This window comes from Streptomyces altiplanensis (assembly GCF_053591575.1).
The window spans coordinates 1-20,845 of sequence record NZ_JBSFUB010000088.1 but is presented as its reverse complement, the minus strand read 5'-3'; the positions used below and the strand labels follow the sequence as shown (position 1 = coordinate 20,845).

21 protein-coding genes are annotated in these 20,845 nt (G+C 71.7%); 8 read left to right on the top strand and 13 right to left on the bottom strand.

The genetic code is table 11. The annotated features are described in order from the left end of the window. Positions 1-705 carry a succinate dehydrogenase cytochrome b subunit gene (locus tag ACWD0Y_RS28745; RefSeq protein ID WP_450263239.1) on the bottom strand — a complete coding sequence of 235 codons (705 nt, stop codon included), beginning with the start codon at positions 703-705 and terminating at the stop codon, positions 1-3. Between the two features lie 92 nt (positions 706-797). On the opposite strand from ACWD0Y_RS28745, the gene ACWD0Y_RS28740 reads away from it, so the two are divergent. Next, positions 798-1,715, top strand: a complete 918-nt coding sequence (locus ACWD0Y_RS28740; protein ID WP_093797541.1) for a LysR family transcriptional regulator — start codon at positions 798-800, stop codon at positions 1,713-1,715. On the opposite strand, the gene ACWD0Y_RS28735 is transcribed toward ACWD0Y_RS28740, so the two are convergent. The 3 genes from ACWD0Y_RS28735 to ACWD0Y_RS28725 all read right to left on the bottom strand — a co-directional run bounded on the left by ACWD0Y_RS28735 (position 1,685) and on the right by ACWD0Y_RS28725 (position 5,913). Then, a complete protein-coding gene (locus tag ACWD0Y_RS28735; protein ID WP_450263238.1) occupies positions 1,685-3,901 on the bottom strand; it encodes a putative bifunctional diguanylate cyclase/phosphodiesterase in 2,217 nt (738 codons plus the stop codon). The genes ACWD0Y_RS28740 and ACWD0Y_RS28735 overlap by 31 nt on opposite strands. Then, a complete protein-coding gene (locus tag ACWD0Y_RS28730; RefSeq protein WP_450263237.1) occupies positions 3,898-4,710 on the bottom strand; it encodes an SAM-dependent methyltransferase in 813 nt (270 codons plus the stop codon). The genes ACWD0Y_RS28735 and ACWD0Y_RS28730 overlap by 4 nt, the downstream gene beginning before the upstream one ends. 228 nt (positions 4,711-4,938) lie before the next feature. Further along, the gene (locus ACWD0Y_RS28725) at positions 4,939-5,913 is read right to left on the bottom strand and encodes an SCO0930 family lipoprotein (protein ID WP_450263236.1); all 975 of its coding nucleotides are present in this window, start codon (positions 5,911-5,913) and stop codon (positions 4,939-4,941) included. A gap of 886 nt (positions 5,914-6,799) precedes the next feature. Between ACWD0Y_RS28725 and ACWD0Y_RS28720 the strand changes: the two genes are divergently transcribed. Continuing rightward, positions 6,800-7,564, top strand: a complete 765-nt coding sequence (locus tag ACWD0Y_RS28720) for a bestrophin-like domain (protein ID WP_450263235.1) — start codon at positions 6,800-6,802, stop codon at positions 7,562-7,564. Positions 7,565-7,616: 52 nt separating this feature from the next. Here the strand turns inward: ACWD0Y_RS28720 and ACWD0Y_RS28715 are convergent, their stop codons facing one another. After that, entirely contained in the window at positions 7,617-7,898 is a 282-nt protein-coding gene (locus ACWD0Y_RS28715) for a hypothetical protein (RefSeq protein ID WP_450263234.1), read from the bottom strand. A gap of 191 nt (positions 7,899-8,089) precedes the next feature. Here ACWD0Y_RS28715 and ACWD0Y_RS28710 point away from each other — a divergent pair, with 191 nt between their 5' ends. Next, complete coding sequence (locus ACWD0Y_RS28710) at positions 8,090-8,656, top strand: hypothetical protein (RefSeq protein ID WP_450263233.1); 567 nt, start codon at positions 8,090-8,092, stop codon at positions 8,654-8,656. A 122-nt stretch (positions 8,657-8,778) separates the two neighbouring features. Here the strand turns inward: ACWD0Y_RS28710 and ACWD0Y_RS28705 are convergent, their stop codons facing one another. Continuing rightward, positions 8,779-9,264, bottom strand: a complete 486-nt coding sequence (locus ACWD0Y_RS28705) for a hypothetical protein (protein ID WP_450263232.1) — start codon at positions 9,262-9,264, stop codon at positions 8,779-8,781. A 320-nt stretch (positions 9,265-9,584) separates the two neighbouring features. Here ACWD0Y_RS28705 and ACWD0Y_RS28700 point away from each other — a divergent pair, with 320 nt between their 5' ends. Next, positions 9,585-10,247, top strand: a complete 663-nt coding sequence (locus ACWD0Y_RS28700; protein WP_450263231.1) for a class F sortase — start codon at positions 9,585-9,587, stop codon at positions 10,245-10,247. A 58-nt stretch (positions 10,248-10,305) separates the two neighbouring features. Here ACWD0Y_RS28700 and ACWD0Y_RS28695 read toward each other — a convergent pair whose 3' ends face one another. After that, a complete protein-coding gene (locus ACWD0Y_RS28695) occupies positions 10,306-11,154 on the bottom strand; it encodes a polysaccharide deacetylase family protein (protein ID WP_450263230.1) in 849 nt (282 codons plus the stop codon). Between the two features lie 107 nt (positions 11,155-11,261). On the opposite strand from ACWD0Y_RS28695, the gene ACWD0Y_RS28690 reads away from it, so the two are divergent. Together ACWD0Y_RS28690 and ACWD0Y_RS28685 are read left to right on the top strand one after the other, a co-directional pair. Beyond that, entirely contained in the window at positions 11,262-11,729 is a 468-nt protein-coding gene (locus ACWD0Y_RS28690; RefSeq protein ID WP_450263229.1) for a universal stress protein, read from the top strand. A 108-nt stretch (positions 11,730-11,837) separates the two neighbouring features. Then, positions 11,838-13,283 carry an amino acid permease gene (locus tag ACWD0Y_RS28685; RefSeq protein WP_450263228.1) on the top strand — a complete coding sequence of 482 codons (1,446 nt, stop codon included), beginning with the start codon at positions 11,838-11,840 and terminating at the stop codon, positions 13,281-13,283. Positions 13,284-13,292: 9 nt separating this feature from the next. Here the strand turns inward: ACWD0Y_RS28685 and ACWD0Y_RS28680 are convergent, their stop codons facing one another. After that, a complete protein-coding gene (locus ACWD0Y_RS28680) occupies positions 13,293-14,474 on the bottom strand; it encodes a CapA family protein (protein WP_450263227.1) in 1,182 nt (393 codons plus the stop codon). Between the two features lie 272 nt (positions 14,475-14,746). On the opposite strand from ACWD0Y_RS28680, the gene ACWD0Y_RS28675 reads away from it, so the two are divergent. Further along, positions 14,747-15,280 (top strand): sigma-70 family RNA polymerase sigma factor, encoded by a 534-nt coding sequence (locus ACWD0Y_RS28675; protein ID WP_450263226.1) that lies wholly within the window; start codon positions 14,747-14,749, stop codon positions 15,278-15,280. Positions 15,281-15,518: 238 nt separating this feature from the next. After that, on the top strand, positions 15,519-15,986 hold the full coding sequence (locus ACWD0Y_RS28670; protein WP_450263246.1) for a hypothetical protein: 468 nt from the start codon (positions 15,519-15,521) through the stop codon (positions 15,984-15,986). Here ACWD0Y_RS28670 and ACWD0Y_RS28665 read toward each other — a convergent pair. From ACWD0Y_RS28665 to ACWD0Y_RS28645, 5 genes are all read right to left on the bottom strand, one after another. Then, positions 15,962-17,206 carry a sensor histidine kinase gene (locus ACWD0Y_RS28665; protein WP_450263225.1) on the bottom strand — a complete coding sequence of 415 codons (1,245 nt, stop codon included), beginning with the start codon at positions 17,204-17,206 and terminating at the stop codon, positions 15,962-15,964. The two genes, ACWD0Y_RS28670 and ACWD0Y_RS28665, sit on opposite strands and share 25 nt — an antisense overlap. Next, a complete protein-coding gene (locus ACWD0Y_RS28660; protein WP_450263224.1) occupies positions 17,203-18,942 on the bottom strand; it encodes a sodium/solute symporter in 1,740 nt (579 codons plus the stop codon). The genes ACWD0Y_RS28665 and ACWD0Y_RS28660 overlap by 4 nt, the downstream gene beginning before the upstream one ends. Continuing rightward, positions 18,943-19,344 (bottom strand): hypothetical protein, encoded by a 402-nt coding sequence (locus tag ACWD0Y_RS28655; protein WP_450263223.1) that lies wholly within the window; start codon positions 19,342-19,344, stop codon positions 18,943-18,945. It lies immediately after the preceding gene. Between the two features lie 39 nt (positions 19,345-19,383). Next, positions 19,384-19,668 carry a hypothetical protein gene (locus ACWD0Y_RS28650; RefSeq protein ID WP_450263222.1) on the bottom strand — a complete coding sequence of 95 codons (285 nt, stop codon included), beginning with the start codon at positions 19,666-19,668 and terminating at the stop codon, positions 19,384-19,386. 127 nt (positions 19,669-19,795) lie between these two features. After that, the gene (locus ACWD0Y_RS28645) at positions 19,796-20,572 is read right to left on the bottom strand and encodes a LytR/AlgR family response regulator transcription factor (RefSeq protein ID WP_450263221.1); all 777 of its coding nucleotides are present in this window, start codon (positions 20,570-20,572) and stop codon (positions 19,796-19,798) included. Positions 20,573-20,845: the final 273 nt, after the last annotated feature.

The window sequence follows — 20,845 nt, the reverse complement described above, 5'->3', positions numbered from 1 at the left end:
TCAGCCCACCACTCCAGTCATGACGGCGACCGGCACGGAGACGAATCCGGCGGTCAGCACCAGTGCGAGGCCGTTGGCCACGGTCTTGAGGATCCGGTCGCGCCGCGCGTTCCCCACGCCCAGCGTCTGCGCGGCGCTCCAGAAGCCGTGCCGCACGTGGAGTCCGACGGCGAGCATCGCCACGAGGTAGATGACGTTGCCGTACCAGGTGGAGAAGGTCGCGACGACGTTCTCGTACGGGCGCCCCGGCTGCGCGTTCTCGTTCACCGTGAGCGTCGTCAGGTCCAGCAGATGCCACACGATGAACAGCGCGAGGATGATCCCGCCCCAGCGCATGGTGCGCGTCGCGTAGCTCGCCCGTCGCCGCTTGTGCACGTACTTGCTCGGCCGCGCCGCGATGTCGCGCCTGCTGAGCTGGTACGCCGCGACGCCGTGCAGCACCACCGCAGCGAGCAGCACCACGCGCACGGCCCACAGCGCCCACTCGTAGTGCAGGAGGGGCTCGCCCATGGTCCGCAGCCAGTGCGCGTAGGTGTTGAACTCGCCGGAACCGAAGAAGATCTTGAGGTTGCCGAGCATGTGGGCGACCAGGTACATCAGCATGATCAGGCCGCTCACGGCCATCACCGTCTTCTTGCCGACGGTCGATCCCCAGAAGGAGCGCGTGAGAGACGGTTGCCGTTCCGTCCGCGTAGCCAGTGCCATGCCGTTGACGCTAAGGCCCGGAGGTGTCAGAGGTCCAAGACATGGTTCGGCTCAAGTCCATAGGCGTGGCCTATCGTGGCTAGGGTGGTGCCATGCAGTTCCAGCAACTCCTCTACTTCGTGACCGTCGCCGAGACCCTGCACTTCACGCACGCCGCCGAGCAGGTCCACGTCTCCCAGCCGTCCCTCTCCCAGCAGATCCGCGCGCTGGAGAAGGAACTGGGCGCGGACCTCTTCACCCGCGCCCGCGGCAACATCGCCCTCACCGACGCCGGCGAGGCCCTGCTGCCGCTGGCCCGGCGCATCCTCGCCGACGCCGACACCGCCCGCCACGAGGTCCAGGAGCTGGCCCAGCTGCGGCGCGGCAGGGTGCGGCTCGGCGCGACGCCGAGCCTGTGCACGGGGCTGCTCCCCGACGTCCTGCGCACCTTCCACGACCTGCATCCCGGCATCCAACTGCTGATCGAGGAGAGCGGCTCGCACGATCTCGTACGGGAACTGGCGCGCGGCGCGCTCGACCTCGCCCTGGTCGTACTGCCGCTGCCGACGCCGTCCCCCGCCCTGACCACCGTCGAGCTGCTGCACGAGGACCTGGTGGTGGTCTCCGCCGCGTCGGTCCCCCGTCCCGGACACGGCAGGTCCGTACGCGTCGCCGACCTGGAGGGCGAGCCGATGGTGATGTTCCGGCACGGCTACGACCTTCGCGAGCTGACCGTCGCCGCCTGCCGGGCCGAGGGCTTCGAGCCGTCGTTCACGGTGGAGGGCGGCGAGATGGACGCCGTGCTCGGCTTCGTACGGGCCGGGCTCGGGCTCGCGGTCGTGCCCCGCATGGTGGCCGCGCGGGCGGGGCGCGACCTGCGGGTCACGCCCCTCGCCCGGCCCGGCCTGAGCCGTACGATCGCCCTCGCGCACCGCAGCGACGTGGACCCGCCGCGCGCGGCCCGCGAGCTGCAGAACGTCCTCCTCGCTTCCCGCGTCCGTCAGACGGCGTCGGCCAGCAGCAAGGTGTGAATGCGGTCGGGCGCGCCGGGCCTGGCGTAGTACCAGCCCTGCGCGGTGTCGCAGCCCAGCTCGCGCAGCTGCGCGGCCTGTGCGCCCGTCTCCACGCCCTCCACCGTCACGTCCAGGTCCAGACTGTGTGCCAGTGCCACGATGCCCTCGACGATCTTCAGGTCGACGGTGTCGGCCGGATGCTGCTGCATGGACCGGGTGAAGGAACGGTCCAGCTTGAGCACGCTCACCGGCAGCCTGCGCAGATTGGCGAGGTTGGAGTAGCCGGTGCCGAAGTCGTCGAGCGCGATGTCCACGCCCATCTCGGCGAGCCGGCGCAGCGGCTTGAGCAGGTCGTCGTCGGCGCCGATCAGCGCCGACTCGGTGACCTCCAGGCACAGCGCGCTCGGCTCCAGGCCCGCCCGCTCCAGCACCTCCACCGTGTCGGAGACCAGACCGGGGTGGCGCAACTGCATCGGTGAGAGGTTCACGTTGATGCGCAGCGGACCGCCGTCGGAGTGGCGCTTCTGCCAGAACCTGGCCTGGCGTACGGACTCTTCGAGCACCCAGCGGCCGAGCGGCACGATCAGCCCGGTGTGCTCGGCGAGCGGTATGAACCGGTCGGGGCCGAGGACGCCGTGCTGCGGGTGGCACCAGCGCACCAGTGCCTCCGCGCCGTGCACACTGCCGTCGCCGAGATGCACCAGCGGCTGGTACTCGATGAAGAACTCGCCCCGCTCCAGCGCGGCGGGCAGGGCATTGGTGAGTCCGTGCCGGGTGATGGCGCGGGCGTCCGCCTCCGCGTCGGCCGTCTCGAAGCGGTTGCCGCCCGCCGACTTGGCGCGGTACATGGTGATGTCGGCGCTCCGCAGCACCTCGGCGGGACCGCGTTCGCCCGCCGGCCCCTCGACGATGCCGATGCTGCCGCGTACGGTCAGGTCACGGCCCTCGATGCGGATCGGGGCCGACAGCGCGGTCAGGATGCGGGCGGCGAGCTCGTCCACCTCCTGGCGGGTGTCGGGGCCCGTGGTCAGCGCCACGAACTCGTCACCGCCGAGCCTGGCCACCATCTCGCCGGGCGCCGTCGCGCAGCTCTGCAGCCGGTCGGCGACCTCCACGAGGAGCCGGTCGCCCGCCGAATGGCCGAGGCTGTCGTTGACCGCCTTGAAGCCGTCGAGATCGAGGTAGCACAGGCCGAAGCGCATGCCGTCGCCCGCGGACAGCGCCTTCTCCAGGCGCTCGAAGAACAGCGTGCGGTTGGGCAGACCCGTCAGCGCGTCGTGGGTGGCCTCGTAGCGGAGCCGAAGATTGAGCAGCCGCCGCTCGGTGGTGTCCTCCATGAGCGCCAGCTGGTACTGCGGCTTCCCGTCGGCGTCGCGCAGCAGCGAGACCGTCAGGTTGGTCCACAGGACGGTGCCGTCGGTGCGGTAGTACGGCTTCTCGACGCGGTAGTTCTCGCGTTCGCCCCGCACCAGTTCGCCGTACAGCCGCCACACGTGGGGCGTGTCCTCGGGATGGACCCACTCGCTCACCTTCTTGCCGCGCACGTGGTGACCGAGCCCGCCGAACATCCGCATGAGCGCGTCGTTGACCTCCAGGACGTTGCCGTCGAGGTCGGCGATGCCGATGCCGATCGCCGCGCCCTCGAAGACCGCGCGTAACCGGGTCTCGGTGGCGTGCAGTGCCTTCTGCGCCTCGGTGCTCGCCAGGAGCGACGACCGTGCGAGGGCCTCCTGCTCGGCGAGGGTGCGCTCACGGAGGGCCTGCGCGAAGCCGGCGGCGACGGCGTGCTGGAGCCGGGCGCAGCGGGCCCGCTGCTCCTCGGCCTCGGCGGGCGAGTCGTCCTCCCCGGCGCAGTACAGCACCAGGTAGGAGTCGACCACTCCGAGCGTACGGACGAGGGCGTCCGGGTCGGTGCAGTGCGCGGCGACCAGGGCGGCGCCGACCTCGTACGCGGGCGTGGTGTCGAAGGGCCGCCGGTGCAGAGCCTCGCTCAGCTTCCGGGCGAGCGGCAGCAGGTGCCGTTCGACCTCGGGGCGGGTCATGGAGGTGGCGGTGACGGGGAAGACGGCCCGGCTCCAGATCGTCGCGAACCGGCCGAGCCTGTCGTCGAGTCTGTCGCCGGGTCCCTCGTCGGGGCCGCCCGCGGCTCCCTGCTCGGCGGCCGGCCCGGATCCGGGCCCCGGCGCCTGTGCTGGCACGCTCACTGCTTGCGTCCCACCCCTGCATAGCCCGAGTAGGCGTACGGATCCTCCTGCGCGGCCGGGATCTCGGGCCGCCAGTCCGGCATCGGGACGAGTCCCGGCTCGACCATCGCGTACCCCTCGAAGAACCGTGCGATCTCCTCGCGCGAGCGCATGACCAGCGGGTTCTTGATGTCCTTGTAGACCCCGACCGTGCCGCCCGCCTGCTCCTCGGGGATCGGGATCCCCTCGTAGGAGGCGTGGGTCAGGATCACGACGCTTCCCGGCGCGAGGGCGTCGCGCAGGGTGGCGACGGCGGCCTGCGGATCGTCGGCGTCCTCGACGAAGTGGAGTACGGCGACGAGCAGCAGCGCCACCGGCCGGTCCAGGTCGATGAGTCCGCCGACCACGGGGTCGTTCAGGATCTCCTGCGGCTTGCGCAGGTCGGCCGCGGCTATGCCGGCCCGGTCGTTGCCCGCGAGCACGGCCCGGCTGTGCGCGACGGCGACCGGGTCGTGGTCGACGTACGCCACGCGGGCCCCGGGGTCGGCGGCCTGGGCGACCTCGTGGACATTGCCGAAGGTCGGTATGCCGGATCCGATGTCGAGGAACTGGGTGATGCCCTCGCCGACCGCGAAGCGCACCGCGCGGCGCATGAACGCCCGGTTCGCCTGCATGACCTTCGGGAGGCCCGGCATGAACTCCATGGCCTTGCGGGCCGCCTCCCTGTCGACCTCGAAGTTGTGCGAACCGCCCAGGTAGAAGTCGTAGATCCGGGACACGCTCGGCACCGAGAGGTCGATGCCCTGGGGTGCCCAGGCGGGTCGCTCCATCAATGTCTCCAACTCATCGCCACGGGACGTCCGGTCATGGCCAAGACCGGCGTTCGAGCCGAGGCTACTGATCGGCAGGCATCAGAGCGAGCAAAAACGGAAATTGACGGTCCGTTCTGGGTCACACTCCACCGGCATGTGCGACACATACGACCGGCCCGCCCACCGCACGAAGCGGAAGGACGGGCCGGCCCGGCCGGGCACCACAGCGCGGGGACGCTGCCGGAACTACGCGGGGGCGCCGACCAGCTTGCCCTCGGGCGAGACCGCGTACCAAGTGCCGCCGACCCCTTGGCCGTTGGTGTCACCCGGCTTCGCGTCGCCCGAGAAGGTGTAGACGGGCCAGCAGTCGATCGTCTGCTGCTGGACACCGTCGGGGCGGTCGAAGACGACGAAGCCCTTCTTGAGGATGCCGTCGGTGTCGTTCTTCCCCACCGGCGGGACGACCGGCCACTTGTCCAGGCAGGCGCCGGTGCAGGCCGTCTTCATCGGCCAGGCCGAGTCCTTCTTGAACCGGTAGACCGTCATCCCCTTGGAATCGACCACGATGTCGCCGAGGTCGGGGTCCTGGCGTACGGACATGCCCGCGAGGCCGGAGGGGTTCTCGGCGGCGTCGTCCTGCGTGCCGCCCGCCGCGCCCGGTGCGGCCTTCTTCCCGTCGGGGGCGGAGGCGAACCAGGTGCCGCCGACGCCCTGGCCCTTGGCGTCGCCGGGCTCGGTGTCCTTGGCGAAGCGGTACATGGGCCAGCCGCCGATGGTGAGCTGCTTGGTGCCGTCGGCCCTGGCCACCTCGCCGATCGCCGAGGCATCGGTGCCGGGGGCGGCCGTGGCATCACCCGCGGGCACCACCGGCCAGGCCTTCGCACAGTCGCCGTCGCAATTCGACTTCGGCGGACTGGCGGTGTCCTTGTCGAACCGGTACAGCGTGAATCCCCTGCTGTCGGTGACGACCTTGCCGAGCTTCTTGCTGTCCCAGACGGCGAGCCGGCCCGCGGCCCTGGGCGCGGCGGCCTGTTCACCGGGTGCGTCGGCGTAGCCGTTGCCCGAGCCGTAGCCGTTCTCCGCGGGCTGTCGCGCGGGGTTGGCATTGCCCACGGACTGGCCGTTGGGGGACTCGGTCGCCTTGTCCTGACCGCACGCCGCCGTCAGCACCATCACAGCCGCCGCCGTCACCGCGAGCGAGACGTTCCGCCAGGTCTTCATGTCGACTCCTGTGCACCGGGGTTGAGTCGCGACGCTGCAGTGCGCCGCTCATGGCCCTAGGTACGGGCGAAGGGCACCCAGGTGTTCAAAGCGTTCGCGAAATTCCCCATGATCTCCGATGCACAGGCAGGGCGATCACGAACGCAAAACCGTGAAAGTCCCATCCATCAGGGGAATCAGGAGCAGTTACGGCGTGCCGGAGGCGCACTCCGACCATGATCCCGACGTGCACTCTCCGCCCCTGGGACGCCTGTTGGCCGCCACCACCCTGACCTGGCTGCTGCTGAGCCCTGTTCCGTCCGCGGCCGACAGCTGTGCGTACGCCTCCATTTCGCCGAACGGTGAGGCGTCGTCGGGCTCGGCGGTCGCCGTGGCGGGAAGTGGGACCTGCACGGCGGGCCCGAAACCGAAGCCTCCTCCGCCACCGCCACCGCCGCCCTCCCCGGAACCTCCGCCCCAGCCGCCTCCGCCGCCTTCACCTCCGCCGCCTCCTCCACCTCCACCCCCTCCACCTCCGCCTCCCCCACCGCCTCCCCCACCGCCTCCACCGCCCCCTCCACCGCCGCCTCCACCGCCCCCTCCGCCCGCCGAACCGGCACCCGCGCCTCCTCCTCCCCCGCCACCACCGCCTCCCCCACCCGTCGCACCAACACCGTCCGCCCCCAAGCCCTCCCTCGCGCCCACCCCCCACCCCGCCCCCACTCCGTCCGCCCGGCCGAAACCGGCCGCCACCACCCCGGTCGCCATTCCCGTGTACCGGAAGGCCACCCGCAAGGAGCCCGACACCGGACCCTCTCTGGTCTCCCTCACCCTCCTGATCACGGCCCCCGCGGTATTCGCCGCCGCCGTACTGCGCCCCCGCTCCCGCTAGCCGACGGAGAACCCCATGTCGGAATGGCTCGTTCTGAGCATCGCGATGGCGGCCGCCTGCGCGGTCGTCCTCACCATCACGGTCATCAACAACCGCCGCGTCGGCGATGACGACGACCCGTCCGAGACGCCCGACGTCATCGAGTACATGACGATGATGATCGGCGTGGTCTACGCGATCGTCCTGGGCCTCGCCATCGCCGGCGTCTGGGAGGGCCGCGGCGCCGCCCAGGAGTCGGTACGCCAGGAGGCCCAGGCCCTGCACGAGATCAGTGCCCGCTCGGAGGTCTACCCCGCCGAGGTCCGCGACCGCATCCGCGCCGACGTCGACGCGTACGTCACGTACGTCGTCCACACCGAATGGCGCCACATGGCCGACCACGGCAGCCTCTCGGAGCGCGGCACCGAACTCCTCGACCAGGTGCGCCGTGACGTCACCGACTACGTGCCGAAGACCGACCACGAGGGCCAGGCCTACCAGCCCCTGGTCGACCAGGTGGCCGCGGTCGACGACGCCAGGAGCGTCCGGGGCCAGGGCGCGGAGGCCACCATGCCCGGCGTGGTCTGGTTCGGTCTGATCATCGGAGCCCTGGTGGCGGTCGGCCTGATCTTCACCCTCCAGATCCGCCGCACCCCGCGCGAACTCCTCCTGGCCGGCCTCTACAGCGCCCTGATCGCCTTCCTGCTCTTCCTCATCTGGGACTTCGACGCCCCCTTCGGCCGCGGCCTCTCGGCCACCGCCTCACCGCTCCTCGACCTGCTCCCGAACGCCTCCGGGTGACCCCGCCGGCGTGACACCGTACGGCCGCCCGCCACCGACGGCGACCGCGTCCTCAGTTCGCCCGCCACGTCGCGTCGGCGGATTCCAGGAAGGCGGCGAAGGACTTCCACCGGGCCCAGGCGAACATGACCGTGTGCGGGTTTCCCGCGATCTGCCCGGCCGGCCGGGAGGCGAAGCCCCGCGGCCGGCCGGGGCCGGCATCCGTCGCGAGGAAGACGTAACCGTTCACGAGGGGCGTCGGTTCCCTGCTGAGGATCTTCACCACGTCGGCGAGCGCCGCCGTGACGCCCTTGTTCCCGCCGAGCTTCCCCAGGCGGCAGGGCCGGATCTTCACTGAAGCGGGGCACCGCCCCAGTGCGACGGGTCCCGGCAGTACGCCGTCCGGTCTGCCCCGATGCCCCATTTGCGCGACTGTGATCGCGCGCCGCCACCGTCGCTCCTAGCGTGTGGGGTATCGAGGAGCATTTCCTGTCATGTGTGGATAAAGATTCCGCCGCTGCCCCTCGAGGACCCGGAGGATTGTCCATGCGCGCGATACGTCTCGCATCGGCCGCCGCGCTCGGCCTCGCCGCTCTCTCGTTCACCACCCCGGCCGCCACGGCCGTGGACGGCAAGGCGCCTGTGGTGTCCGGCACCGCCACCCCTTCCACCATCGCCCCGGGCGGCCAGGTCACTCTGGCCGTCACGGGCTGCAACGGTGACGCGATCGCGTCTTCCGCGGTGTTCGACCCCACCAGGATCCCCATGGGAGGAACGGCGACAGCCACGGTCGACTGGGACGCCAGACGCGGTGCCGTCTACCTCGTGACGTACGCCTGCAACGGTGAGACGGACACGTCGGACCTCACCATCACCGGCGGCTCCAGCCCGACGGCCAGCCCCACCCGCACGCCCACCGCCACTGCCACCACCGCCATGCCCACCAGCGTGACCACCACCCCGGCCGGCCCGGCCAGGGGCGGCGTGGGCGGCAGCGTCGGCGGCATGAACGCGGGGGAGATCGCCGCGGGCGCCACGCTGGTCGCCGCGGCCGTGGGCGGCGCGGTCTTCGTGCTGCGCCGCCGCCGCAGCAACAGCAACCGGCAGCACTGACCGCCGGCCGTGCGGCACCCGGCCGCCCCACGCGCCCGTCGCCCCGCGTCCTGACGAGGACACGGGGCGACGGGCGTTCACACACGTACGGACTTACGGACTCGCCGGCAGCCGGGCAGCGCTCAGACCCCGGCGTGGTTGAGACGGCGCCTGCGCACGATGAAGAGGCCGCCGCCGATGGCCGCCGCGGTGACAAGACCGGCCCCGACCTTCATCTCCGTGTCGGAGGGGCCGAGGGACCCGCCGATGCCGCCCTGTGCGCCGCGGCCCTCGAGAACGGTGAACGGGTGGGTCGCCACCCTCGGGTTGTCGTTGCACTTGACGGCCAGGTTGTAGTGGCCCGGAGTGGCGTTGTGCTTGATCTTGGCGGTGGCGTACGACGTGGTGTCGCTGGCCGAGAGGCGGGCGGGCTTCTTGAAGGCGTTGGACGTGACGGTGCCGCCGTGACCGCACCCCGAGGCGCTGATCGTCATCACGGCGCCCTGGTGGACCGAGTACGGATTGACGTTGACGTTGCGCGGGCCGTTGGTGGCGGCAGCGGTGGGGGCGACGAGTCCGACCGCCGCGCAGGCCGTCACGGTCACCAGGCAGGCGCGTGGAACACGCATCGTAGAACCTCCATGGGCGGCGCCCCGGAGCGGTGCTCCGGGAAGGTCGACGAGAACGCCTCCCATGACGAACACTCACCTCGGTACACAAATCCTGCATTTCGGGACTGGTCCACCCCGGTGAGGCGACACGCCGGTGCGACACGTCCGGAACTGACGGAGCCGCAGGTCACACACCGTCAGATATCTTGTACGACGAGTTACACGGATGCGCCACGGATGGACCACCCGGGGTCGCCGCGCCACCCGTTCGCCCCTCACGCCTCGCCGCCCCCACCCCCCGCACTTAGCGTCCGTACAGACGCGTCGAAGGGAGCACCATGGGCCAGGAGTACAACGGCTCGGAGCCGAGGAAACGCTCACCGTGGGGAGTCCTGGCCCTCGTCATGCTCACCGGCCTCGCGCTGATGCGCAACGGCGTCGACGTCTCGCTCGGACCTCCGCAGCCCGCGTCGGCCGCCGCCCTGGACACCCCCCGCCCCGACACCGCCGGAGCCACGACCCTCACTCCCTCCCTCCAGCCCCTGCCGTACGCCCCGGCCTCCCGGATCCGCCTTCCCGACATCCGCGTCGACGCGCCCATCGTGGACGTGGGGCTCGACGCGGAGGGCTGGATCGACGCGCCGCCGCCGGAGGACCCCAACCTCGCGGGCTGGTACCAGAACGGTGTCTCCCCGGGTCAGCGGGGCACCTCGGTGATCGTCGGCCATGTCGACAACGCCGCCGGACCCGCCGTCTTCTTCAACCTGGGCTCGCTCAAGAAGGGCCACCGCATCGAGGTGACCCGCTACGACGGCCAGGTCGCGGTCTTCAAGATCTACGGCGTCGAGGTCTTCTCGAAGGAGAACTTCCCCGGCCCCCGGGTGTACGGCGACACGGGCCGGCCGGAGCTGCGCGTGATCACCTGCGGCGGCGGCTACTCGAAGACGGACGGCTACACCGGCAACGTCGTCGCCTTCGCCCACCTGGTCGCCACCCGCTGACGGGTGACGACCAGGCGGAGATCCGGGGACAGCGGTCAGGAAGGCGCCCGGAAGGCACTCACGCCCGGGGCGCGGTGCCGGGCACCGTGATGCGGTAGCCCGCGTCGAGCAGCTGCGGCAGGTACGTCCGCAGCGCCGCCACGCTCTGCTGCCGGTTGCCCCCCGCGTCGTGCGAGAGCACCACCACGCCGGGGCCCGCGCCGTCGCGCACCCGGCGGACGATGGCCCTGGCGCCCGGCTCGCGCCAGTCCAGCGTGTCGACGGTCCAGCCGAGCGGTTCCATGCCCAGCTCCGCGCCGATCTCGAAGGAGCGGCGGTTCCAGGCGCCGTACGGCGCGCGGTACCAGTCGGGGGCGTCCCCGACGGTCCGTTCGACGATCTCGCTCGTCCGCCCCAGCTCGGAGCGGATGCCGTCCGGTGACAGCCGCGGGATCAACGGGTGGGACCAGGAGTGGTTGCCGACCACGTGCCCGTCGTCGGCCATCTCCCGCAGCAGGTCCCGGTTCTGGACGGCCATCTCCCCGCACACGAAGAACATCGCGCGTACGTCGTAGCGCCGCAGCGTGCGCAGGATGGCCGGGGTGTAGCGCGGGTCCGGTCCGTCGTCGAAGGTCAGCACCATGGAGCGGCCGATCCCCGCCATCCGCAGGAAGGGCCGCCGGCGCACCGGCGGGCGCGTGAGCACGGAACTGGGCGGTGCGTACGCCGTCATGGGCCGCAGCCGGTACGCCGAGGCCCTGACCGGCGGGGCGGCCTGCGGCCCCGCCGCGGGCGGCGGTCCCGACGGGAAGCGGCTCGGTGCCTCGGCCCGGTCCGGGCCCAGGAACCGCACGACGGTGACGGCCCCCAGGCAGGCGGCGAGGCGCAGCATCGCCCGGCGCCCCGGATTAATCTGATCGTTTTTCATGACTTATAGCTCGCACGGCCGCAGGGCCCGCGGCCCGGCCCACACCGGCGGCGGTGGCCGAAGCACCCGATGGGACGAGCCCGCAGGCGCCGGATAACCTCCCTGCTGTGACAGAGCAGCAGCGCCACCAGTTCGAACGCGGGACCGACGGCCCCAAGGTGATCGTCGCGGGCCTGGACGGATCCGACTCCTCGCTCCGCGCGGCCGCGTACGCGGCGGGTCTCGCCCGCCGGCAGAACGCGCTGCTGGCTCTGGTCTACGTACAGCCGCTGATGTCGGCCGGGGCCGCGCTCGGGGTCGGGGTGCCGCTCGCGGACACGGCCGAGGAGATCGCGCAGGACCTGATGGCGGAGGTCCGCACCGCGGCGGAGCGGGCGAAGGGCACCTTCGAGGTGCGCTGGGAGTTCCACACCTTCCGCGGCGACCCGTACAACGGCCTGGTGGCGGCGGCCGACGAGCTCAAGGCGGACGCCGTGGTCGTCGGGGCCTCGGAGTCGGCGGGCCACCGGTTCATCGGCTCGGTGGCGCTGCGGCTGGTGAAGGCGGGGCGCTGGCCCGTCACCGTCGTGCCGTAACCGCGGCGGAACAGGACTCCACTTGGCGTACGCCGCCTTTCGCCCCGGCCTCCCCCGGGTCATCATGAGCCCGCCATCAGCCGACAGTCGCCTGCGGAGGGATCACTCATGGCCGGACTCCGGACGGGACGGGGCGTACTGCGCCGCAAGCCGATCGAACAGATCGAGGAGGAGGGGCCGGGCGACGCCGGCGAGCGGCTCACCAGAACCCTGGGCCTCTGGCAGCTCACCGCGATCGGCGTCGGCGGCATCATCGGCGCGGGCATCTTCACCCTCGCCGGTACGGTCGCGAACGGCACGGCGGGCCCGGCGGTGCTCATCTCCTTCCTGATCGCGGGCGTGGCGAGCGCGGCCGCGGCCTTCTCCTACGCCGAGTTCGCGGGAATGATCCCGAAGGCGGGTTCGGCGTACACCTACGGCTACGCGGTCCTCGGTGAGCTCGCGGGCTGGTTCATCGGCTGGGACCTGCTGCTGGAGTACACGGCGATCGTGGCGGTGGTCGCGATCGGCATCTCCGGCTACTTCAACTTCCTGATCGAGGACATGGGAGCCGAGCTGCCCGTCTGGATGCTGGGCGCGCCCGGCACCGGCGCGGGCCACAAGGTCGACCTGTTCGCGGCGGTGCTGTGCCTGTTCATCGCGTACCTGCTGACGCTGGGCATCAAGAGCGCCGCGCGCTTCGAGACGGTCGTGGTGGTGCTGAAGGTCCTGGTCGTGCTGCTCGTGATCGTCGTCGGTTTCTTCCACGTCAACACCGGCAACTACAGCCCCTTCTTCCCGTTCGGGGTCGGCGGGGCCTTCACCGGTGCGGCGACGGTGTTCTTCGCGGTCTTCGGGTACGACGCCATGTCGACGGCGGCCGAGGAGTCCAAGGACGCGCAGCGCCACATGCCGAAGGCGATCCTGTACTCGCTCGCGATCTCGATGGTGCTGTACGTACTGGCCACCCTGGTGCTCACCGGCATGCAGAACTACACGGAGATCGACCCGGAGAGCGGCTTCTCGACGGCGTTCCAGTCGGTGGGGCTCGGTGCGCTCGCGGACGTGATCGCGGTGGGCGCCATCATCGGCATCCTCACGGTGATGTTCACCTTCATGCTGGGTGTCACCCGGGTGTGGTTCTCGATGAGCCGCGACGGGCTGCTGCCCCGCTGGTTCGCCAAGACGCACCCGACGCGGCACGTGCCGGTCCGGGTGACCTGGATCGTGGGGGTCGCCTCGGCGCTGATCGCCGGGTTCCTGCCGATCGGCGAGGCGGCCGAACTGACCAACATCGGAATCCTGCTGGCGTTCGCCGTGGTGTGCACCGCGGTGATCGTGCTGCGCTACCGGCAGCCGGACCTGCCGCGCAGCTTCCGCACTCCCGGCATGCCGTTCGTGCCGGCGATCGGGGTGGTGTTCTCGCTCTGGCTGATCACGTTCCTGGCCTGGGAGACCTGGCTCCGCTTCGCCGCGTGGTTCGCGCTCGGCCTGGTCATCTACTTCGCCTACTCGTACCGGAAGTCGGCGCTGGCGAAGACACCGCCCGCGGTGGAGAAGCGCGGCGAGGAGTAGCGGCCCCGGCTACTTCCCCATCCTCAGACCGTCCTCGGCCGCGTCCCGGCCGAGGACGATCCGGCGGATCCGGTCGCGTACCTCCGCGTGGTCCGCGCCGCCCGCGATCGCCGTGTTGAGGTTCACCGCCCGCCCCTCCTGCGTGTCGAACCACTGCGGGATGAACTCCGCCTTGCGCACGTCCCAGCGCTGCCCCGGCCGTGCGGGCGGGGCGAAGGTGAAGCGGCCGATGGTGCCCTGGTTGCCGCGCGGGTCGTACGCGCCCGAGTGGTCGACCATCGCCCCGGCGATCTGGTCGCCCATGCCGTAGACGATCCAGGTGCCGTTGACCTTCTCGTACGCCTGCGGGACGTGCGCGTGCGTACCGAGGATCAGGTCGATGTCGGGGCGGTCGCCGGTCTTCGACGCGGTGAGCGCCCTGCCGAGCTCCAGTTGCTGCTCGTCGGGGTCGTCCTGCCACTCCGTGCCCCAGTGCAGCGAGACGACGACCACGTCGGCGCCCGCCTTCCTGGCCGCCCGCGCGTCGGCGACGATCTTCTCCCGGTCGATCAGGTTCACCGCCCACGGCCGCTCCTCGGGCAGCGGATAGCCGTTCGTGCCGTAGGTGTACGCGAGCTGGGCGACCTTGGCGGTGCCGCCCTTCAGCCAGGCGGGCCTCCGGGCCTCGGCCGCCGTCCGCGCCGAACCCGCGTGCTTGATGCCGGCCTTGTCGAGCGCGCCGAGGGTCCTGTCGATGCCCTCGGCGCCCGCGTCCAGGGTGTGGTTGGAGGCGGTGGAGCAGGAGTCGTAGCCGGTGGCGCGCAGCCCCTCGGCCACCTCGGGCGGCGACTGGAAGGCGGGATAGCCGGTGTACGGGCCGCCGTCGGGGCCGTACACCGTCTCCATGTGGCAGATCGCCAGGTCGGCCTCGGAGACGACCGGTTTCACGCCGGTGAACATCGACGCGAAGTCGTAGCCGTCGCCGCCCGCGTCGGCACGGGCCTGCCGGATGATCGACGCGTGCGGGAGCACGTCGCCCGATGCGACGAGGGTGAAGCCCCGCTGCTGGCGTCCCGCGCCGCCCGCCAGCTCTCCCTCCGGGGCGGGCACGCGCGCCGTCGGCAGGCCGCCGGTGCATCCGGTGTACGCGGTGACGCCCAGGATCAGCAGCGCGGCCGTGGCCGCCACCCCTCGCAGCTTTCTCTTCGCCATCGGACCGACTTCCGTTTTATATGACTATAGGACGAATGAATCCATAGACCGGTCCCCGGCGTGTCAAGCGACACGGCCGTTTCCGTCACCGGAACAGACGCACGATTGCGACCGTTCGTCGTGCCATTCATCGCACCGTTCGACCGCTCACCGCACGGCCCCTGCCGCCCGTTCGGCCGCCGCTTCCCGCACCGCCGCGCATCCGCCGGGCAGCGGATATCTTCGCCGCCGTCCGGCCAACGGCCACCCGGTCTCCCGAAGGGACGTCAACGGTGCCCTCCCCCCTCGAACAGCACACCCACGAACGAGCCATCGCCGACCTCCAGCGCGAGCACGGAAGGGCGCTGTTCGGCTTTCTGCTGGGCCTCACGTACGGGGACCGCCAGCGCGCCGAGGATCTCCTCCAGGAAACCCTGGTACGCGCCTGGCAGCATCCGGAGGCGCTGGCGAGCGACCACGGCTCGATGCGCCCCTGGCTCTTCACGGTGGGCCGCAGGCTCGCGATCGACGCCCGGCGGGCGAGGCGCGCGAGGCCGCACGAGGTCGGGTGCGACGTACTCGAACAGTCCGCGCTCCCCGACGACCACGTGGAGCGCTCGGTGACGGCTCTCGATGTGCGCGAGGCCGTCAAGGCGCTGCGGTGCGAGCACCGCGAGGTGCTGACACAGGTCTACTTCCGCGGCCGGTCCGTGGCGGAGGCGTCCGAAGCGCTCGGCATACCGGCCGGCACGGTCAAGTCCCGTACGTACTACGCCCTGCGCGCCCTGCGTAAGGTGCTTCCCGGATACGGTCGCGACGCCGCCTGAGGCACCTGCGTCCCGCCCGCACCACTGGACACGTCCTCACCCTCCCGTACCCGTGCAGAGCAGGCCGATTTCGAAACGACAGCGTCAAGTTGAGTAAAGACGGCACGCTGTGCGTCTTCGAGAGTGAAAGCTCGGCGGTACCCCAGGAAACACAGAACAGATTCAGTGCGGGAGAAGGTGGAGTGCTGTGCTGCCCGAGAGTACGAATGGCACCAGCGGAGAGAAGATCGCGGTACCGATGGCCTGGCTGTACGCCGAGTACATCGCCGACGAACTGCTGCGGACGGGCAATCTGGTCCCGCCCGGCACGCTGGAGTTCAGAGCCGGCCGGGAGACCCTGGCGCTCACCGTCTATCTCTCCGACAGTTCGGACGAGCTGTCCGGCATCCGCGTCGTCTCCAGCCTGGACGAGTGGCTCTCGCTCACCACGTACGGCCACCCCTGGGAGTCATGGGTGCGGGAGCGGTTCGCCGACCGCACCGCCGGGGCCGGCCCCGGGGAAGTGGCGCTGGTCAGCCCCGATCTGGAACTGGCCCTGGCGTCATGGCGGTGGCTCGGCGAGACGGAGCTCCTCGCCGCCGACCTCGGCGGCGCGCTCCCACCGCACCGGGCGGCGGACCTCGGCGTGGACGAGAGCGAGCAGGTGTGGACCCCGGCCTGGCAGCTGGGGCTGCCGCTCGGTCATCTCGCCATCCACCTCTTCTGATCACGGTCGCGTCCGGCGGGCGCCGCCGGGTGCACCCCCGCGCGGTACTTGGGAAACCGCAGCGTGATCTTCATGCCCGCGCCCACGCCCGTCTCGATCACGAGGCCGTAGTCGTCCCCGTACACCTGGCGCAGCCTCTCGTCGACGTTGGACAGGCCGATGCCGGACGAGGTGGTGTGCTCGCCCGCGAGGATCCGTCGCAGCCGCTCCGGGTCCATGCCGACACCGTTGTCCTCGATCACCACCACGGCCTCGGCGCCCGCGTCCCGGGCCGCGATGGTGACCTTGAACTCGTCCCTGGAATCCTCCAGACCGTGCTTGACGGCGTTCTCGACGAGCGGCTGGAGACAGAGGAAGGGCAGCGCGACCGGCAGCACCTCGGGGGCCACCTGGAGCGTCACTTTGAGGCGGTCGCCGAAGCGGGCACCGGCCAGCGCCAGGTACTGCTCGATGGAGCGCAGCTCGTCGGCGAGGCGGGTGAAGTCGCCGTGCCGGCGGAAGGAGTAGCGGGTGAAGTCCGCGAATTCCAGGAGCAGCTCGCGGGCGCGCTCGGGGTCGGTGCGGACGAACGAGGCGATGGCGGCGAGCGAGTTGAAGATGAAGTGCGGCGATATCTGGGCGCGCAGGGCGCGGATCTCCGCCTCGACGATCCGGGTGCGTGAGCGGTCGAGCTCGGCCAGTTCCAGCTGTACGGACACCCAGCGGGCCACCTCGGTGGCGGCTCTCACCAGGACGGCCGACTCCCGCGACCCGTACGCGACGAGCGCGCCCAGCACCCCTTCCTCACCGGTCAGCGGCGCGATCACCACCCACCGCAGCGGGCACTGGAGGTCGTCGCAGTCGCTGCGCAGGCTCTGGCTCCGCCCGGAGTCGAGCATCTCCCGTACCCGCCGCATCACCAGCTCTCTGTGGTGATCGCCGCCGGGCCCGTCCCACGCGAGCACGGACTCGCGGTCGGTGAGACACAGCGCCTCGGTGCCCAGCAGGGAACGCAGCCGGCGGGCGGCCTTGCGGGCGGTGTCCTCGGTGAGGCCGGCGCGCAGCGGGGGCGCGGCGAGCGAGGCGGTGTGCAGGGTGTGGAAGGTGGCGCGCTCGACGGGCGTACCGAGGTCCAGGTCCTCGCCGCGCCCGCGGCCGGCGGTGACCCGGCCGAGAACGACGCCCGCGGCGAGGAGCACGGCGCCGGCGGCGGCCAGCGACGCGATGTCGATTCCGGTCATCGCCGCCCGCCCGCTCCCGTGTCGGTCTTCGTCATCAGGTCCTCCGGCAGGTGAAGTCTGGCCAGGGTCGCGGCGGTCCCGGCAGGTATGCGGTCACGGGTCGCCAGCGACACCAGCACCATCGTCAGGAAACCGAGCGGCACCGACCAGACGGCGGGCCAGGCCAGCAGCGAGTGCGGCCAGCCGTCCGCCGGGAGCCCCGCCCTGGTCGCCATGACGGCGGTCAGCGCGGCCCCGCCGCCGACGACGAGACCGGCCACGGCGCCCGGCGGGGTGAGCCCCCGCCACCAGATACCGAGGACGAGGAGCGGGCAGAAGGAGGACGCGGACACGGCGAAGGCCAGGCCCACGGCGTCGGCGACCGGCACGTTGACCGTCACGATGCTCAGGCCGAGCGGCACCGCCATGGCGATGACGGTGGCGAGCCTGAAGTGCCGTACGCCGCGGGGCGGGAGGACGTCCTGGGTCAGGACGCCCGCGACCGACATGGTCAGCCCCGACGCGGTGGACAGGAACGCCGCGAACGCCCCGCCCGCGAGCAGCGCCCCGAGCAGGTCGCCGCCGACGCCGCCGACGATCCGGTCGGGCAGGACGAGGACGGCGGCGTCCGCCTCCCCGGTGAGGGACAGCTCGGGGGCGTAGATCCGGCCGAGCGCGCCGTACACCGGGGGCAGCAGGTAGAAGACGCCGACCAGTCCGAGGACGACGAGGGTGGTGCGGCGCGCGGCGGTGCCGTTGGGGCTGGTGTAGAAGCGCACGGCGACGTGCGGCAGCCCCATGGTGCCGAGGAAGGTGGCGAGGATCAGCCCGTACGTCGCGTACAGCGGGTGGTCCTCGCGGCTGCCGGCCGGCGACTGCGACCAGCTGGACGCGCCCGTCCGTTCGGCGTCCGCCTTCCGGGGGACCTGGGCGTGCGCGGGAAAGCCCAGTTCCGTACCCGCGCCGATGCGGTGGACGCCCGCGTCGAGGGCGAGGGACGTGCCGTCGTGGCGCCGGCCGTCGACGGTGCCGGTCACGGTGACGCGCAGCGGCCGGGCGAGGTCGATGCGTACGGTGTCGTCGATCCGTACCTCCGTGTGCGCGCGGAAGGTCGCGGGCTCCGCGAACCGGGCGCGCGGGGCGTCGTCACCCAGCCACGCGACGGTGAGGAAGAGCGCGGGGACAAGCAGTGCGGTGAGCTTGAGCCAGTACTGGAAGGCCTGCACGAAGGTGATGCTGCGCATCCCGCCGGCCGCCACCGCCCCGGTCACCACGAGCGCCACGACGAGGCCGCCGACCCAGTCGGGCGCTCCGGTGAGTATCTCCAGGGTCAGGCCGGCGCCCTGGAGCTGGGGCAGCAGGTAGAGCCACCCGATGCCGACGACGAAGAGGCTGGCGAGTTTGCGGACCTGCGGGGATTCGAGGCGGGCCTCGGCGAAGTCGGAGAGGGTGTACGCCCCGGAGCGGCGCAGCGGGGCCGCGACGAGGACGAGGAGGACGAGGTACCCGGCGGTGTAACCGACCGGGTACCAGAGCATTTCGGGGCCCTGGAGGAGGACCAGGCCGGCGACGCCGAGGAAGGAGGCGGCGGAGAGGTACTCGCCGCTGATGGCGGCGGCGTTCAGGCCGGGCTTGACGCTGCGGGACGCGACGTAGAAGTCCGAGGTGGTGCGGGATATGCGCAGGCCGAGCGCGCCGATGAGCACGGTGGCGAGCACGACGACGGTGACGGCGGCCACCGCGTACGCCTGGTTCACTCAGCGCCCTTCGACGAGCCTGGTGAACGCGCGCTCGTTGCGCTCCGCGCGCCGGACGTACCAGCGGGCGATCAGCCACATGACCGGGTAGACCCCCACGCCGAGCGTCGCCCAGACGAAGGGAGCGGGCGACGGCAGGTCGGAAGCGGTGAAGACCTCCGGCAGCGCGAAGAGCAGGGGCAGCGAGCCGACGAGGAGCGTGAGCGCGCCCAGCGAGATCAGTGCCGTCCGCAGCTGGCTGCGCATCAGGGAGCGTACGTACGTCGCTCCCAGGGTGGTCTGCTCGGTGATCTCGGACCGCGCCGGGGCGTGCCCGGGCGGCCTGCGGGCGCTGCGGGGCACTCCGGTGACGGTTTCGCGGCGGGGCTGCGGGCGGTCTGGGGACGGCTGGTCTGCGGACATCGGCGCGAGTCTACGCAGCGGTGATTACGGTGGGTAGGGTCAGCGGCCGAGCTGGTGGCGGCCGGTCTTCCGGACGCAGTCGCGCAGCGCGAATTCCAGCTCGACGTACGACTCCTCGGCCCTGCGGAAGGCGACCTCCAGGGCGGCGGCGGTGCGCGGCCCGGCGACGCTCCGCGCGGACTCCTGCACCTCGTACAGCACATCGGCCCAGCGGCCCGCCGCGCTCTTGACCCCGGTCAGCAGCGCTTCAAGGTCGCGCGCGTCGGACGGCCGGGTCGGCGGCAGGCCGCGGAGCTCCTCCAGCAGCGCGTCGAGTTCGGACATCGGGCTCCTCGGGACGGTGGCCCGACCGAGCGTAGGCGACGCGCGGGGCAGCGCGGGCCGTCGGCGGGTCCGGGTCGGCGGGCGGCGGTTGTACGGCGGTGAACGGCGGCCCGGGGAGGGCCGGCGGTCAGCCGCGCGCGCGGCGCATCAGCAGGTCGCGGAGCTCGCGCGCGTGGCGGCGGCTCACCGAGAGTTCGGCGTCGCCGACGCGTACGGTCGTCGCCCCGGCGTCCAGCCGCAGTTCGTCGATGCGGCCCAGGGCGACGAGGTGGCGCCGGTGGATCCGGACGAAGCCGCGGGCGGCCCAGCGCTCCTCCAGGGTGGAGAGCGGGATGCGGACGAGGTGGCTGCCGGCGTGTGTGTGGAGGCGGGCGTAGTCGCCCTGCGCCTCGACGTACGCGATGTCGCCGATCGGGATGAAGCGGGTGACGCCGCCCAGTTCCACGGGGATCTGGTCGGCGGCGGTCTGCGGCAGGACGGCGGGCGGGGCCGTCGCCGCGGGGGCGGGGCTCGCGTCGACCTGGTCGCAGACGCGGCGCACGGCCTCGGCGAGGCGCTCCCTGCGGACCGGCTTGAGCACGTAGTCGACGGCCTTGAGGTCGAAGGCCTGGACGGCGAAGCCCTCGTGGGCGGTGACGAAGACGATGAGCGGCGGGCGGGCGAACCCGGCGAGGAGCCGTGCGACGTCGAGGCCGGTGAGTCCGGCCATGTGGATGTCGAGGAAGACGACGTCGATGGCGTCGTCGCCGTCGGGTCCCGCGTCGAGTGCGCGGTTGATCCGGCGGAGGGTCTCGGTGGCGTCGGTGGCCCCTTCGGCGCTGCGGACCCGGGGGTCGGCACGCAGCAGGTAGAGGAGTTCCTCCAGTGCCGGTCGTTCGTCGTCGACAGCCAGTGCGCGCAACATGGTCCGGAGTGTAGGAGCAGGCCGGGTGGCCCGGACATACGGGTCCGGCCGCGGGCGGTCCGGCCGGACCGCCTTCCCGCGTGAGCACAACCCCCGCGGTTTCCGTACCTGAGGACGACCTGCCGGCCCGACTGCCTGCCGAGCGAACCACGAACCGCGAACCGCGCGAGATCTCCGATCCTGGATCGACTTCCTGACCGGCATCGTGCCGACCGACGTCATCACGCCGTTCACCGAGCTGAACGTGCTCCAGATCGTCTTCATGGCCGCCGT

Excerpts from the sequence above, each read along its gene's own strand:
- ACWD0Y_RS28745 (WP_450263239.1), bottom strand. The coding sequence starts at position 705 with ATGGCACTGGCTACGCGGACGGAACGGCAACCGTCTCTCACGCGCTCC.
- ACWD0Y_RS28740 (WP_093797541.1), top strand. The coding sequence starts at position 798 with ATGCAGTTCCAGCAACTCCTCTACTTCGTGACCGTCGCCGAGACCCTG.
- ACWD0Y_RS28730 (WP_450263237.1), bottom strand. The coding sequence starts at position 4,710 with ATGGAGCGACCCGCCTGGGCACCCCAGGGCATCGACCTCTCGGTGCCG.
- ACWD0Y_RS28725 (WP_450263236.1), bottom strand. The coding sequence starts at position 5,913 with ATGAAGACCTGGCGGAACGTCTCGCTCGCGGTGACGGCGGCGGCTGTG.
- ACWD0Y_RS28720 (WP_450263235.1), top strand. The coding sequence starts at position 6,800 with ATGTCGGAATGGCTCGTTCTGAGCATCGCGATGGCGGCCGCCTGCGCG.
- ACWD0Y_RS28710 (WP_450263233.1), top strand. The coding sequence starts at position 8,090 with ATGCGCGCGATACGTCTCGCATCGGCCGCCGCGCTCGGCCTCGCCGCT.
- ACWD0Y_RS28705 (WP_450263232.1), bottom strand. The coding sequence starts at position 9,264 with ATGCGTGTTCCACGCGCCTGCCTGGTGACCGTGACGGCCTGCGCGGCG.
- ACWD0Y_RS28700 (WP_450263231.1), top strand. The coding sequence starts at position 9,585 with ATGGGCCAGGAGTACAACGGCTCGGAGCCGAGGAAACGCTCACCGTGG.
- ACWD0Y_RS28695 (WP_450263230.1), bottom strand. The coding sequence starts at position 11,154 with ATGAAAAACGATCAGATTAATCCGGGGCGCCGGGCGATGCTGCGCCTC.
- ACWD0Y_RS28685 (WP_450263228.1), top strand. The coding sequence starts at position 11,838 with ATGGCCGGACTCCGGACGGGACGGGGCGTACTGCGCCGCAAGCCGATC.
- ACWD0Y_RS28680 (WP_450263227.1), bottom strand. The coding sequence starts at position 14,474 with ATGGCGAAGAGAAAGCTGCGAGGGGTGGCGGCCACGGCCGCGCTGCTG.
- ACWD0Y_RS28670 (WP_450263246.1), top strand. The coding sequence starts at position 15,519 with ATGGCCTGGCTGTACGCCGAGTACATCGCCGACGAACTGCTGCGGACG.
- ACWD0Y_RS28665 (WP_450263225.1), bottom strand. The coding sequence starts at position 17,206 with ATGACCGGAATCGACATCGCGTCGCTGGCCGCCGCCGGCGCCGTGCTC.
- ACWD0Y_RS28655 (WP_450263223.1), bottom strand. The coding sequence starts at position 19,344 with ATGTCCGCAGACCAGCCGTCCCCAGACCGCCCGCAGCCCCGCCGCGAA.
- ACWD0Y_RS28650 (WP_450263222.1), bottom strand. The coding sequence starts at position 19,668 with ATGTCCGAACTCGACGCGCTGCTGGAGGAGCTCCGCGGCCTGCCGCCG.
- ACWD0Y_RS28645 (WP_450263221.1), bottom strand. The coding sequence starts at position 20,572 with ATGTTGCGCGCACTGGCTGTCGACGACGAACGACCGGCACTGGAGGAA.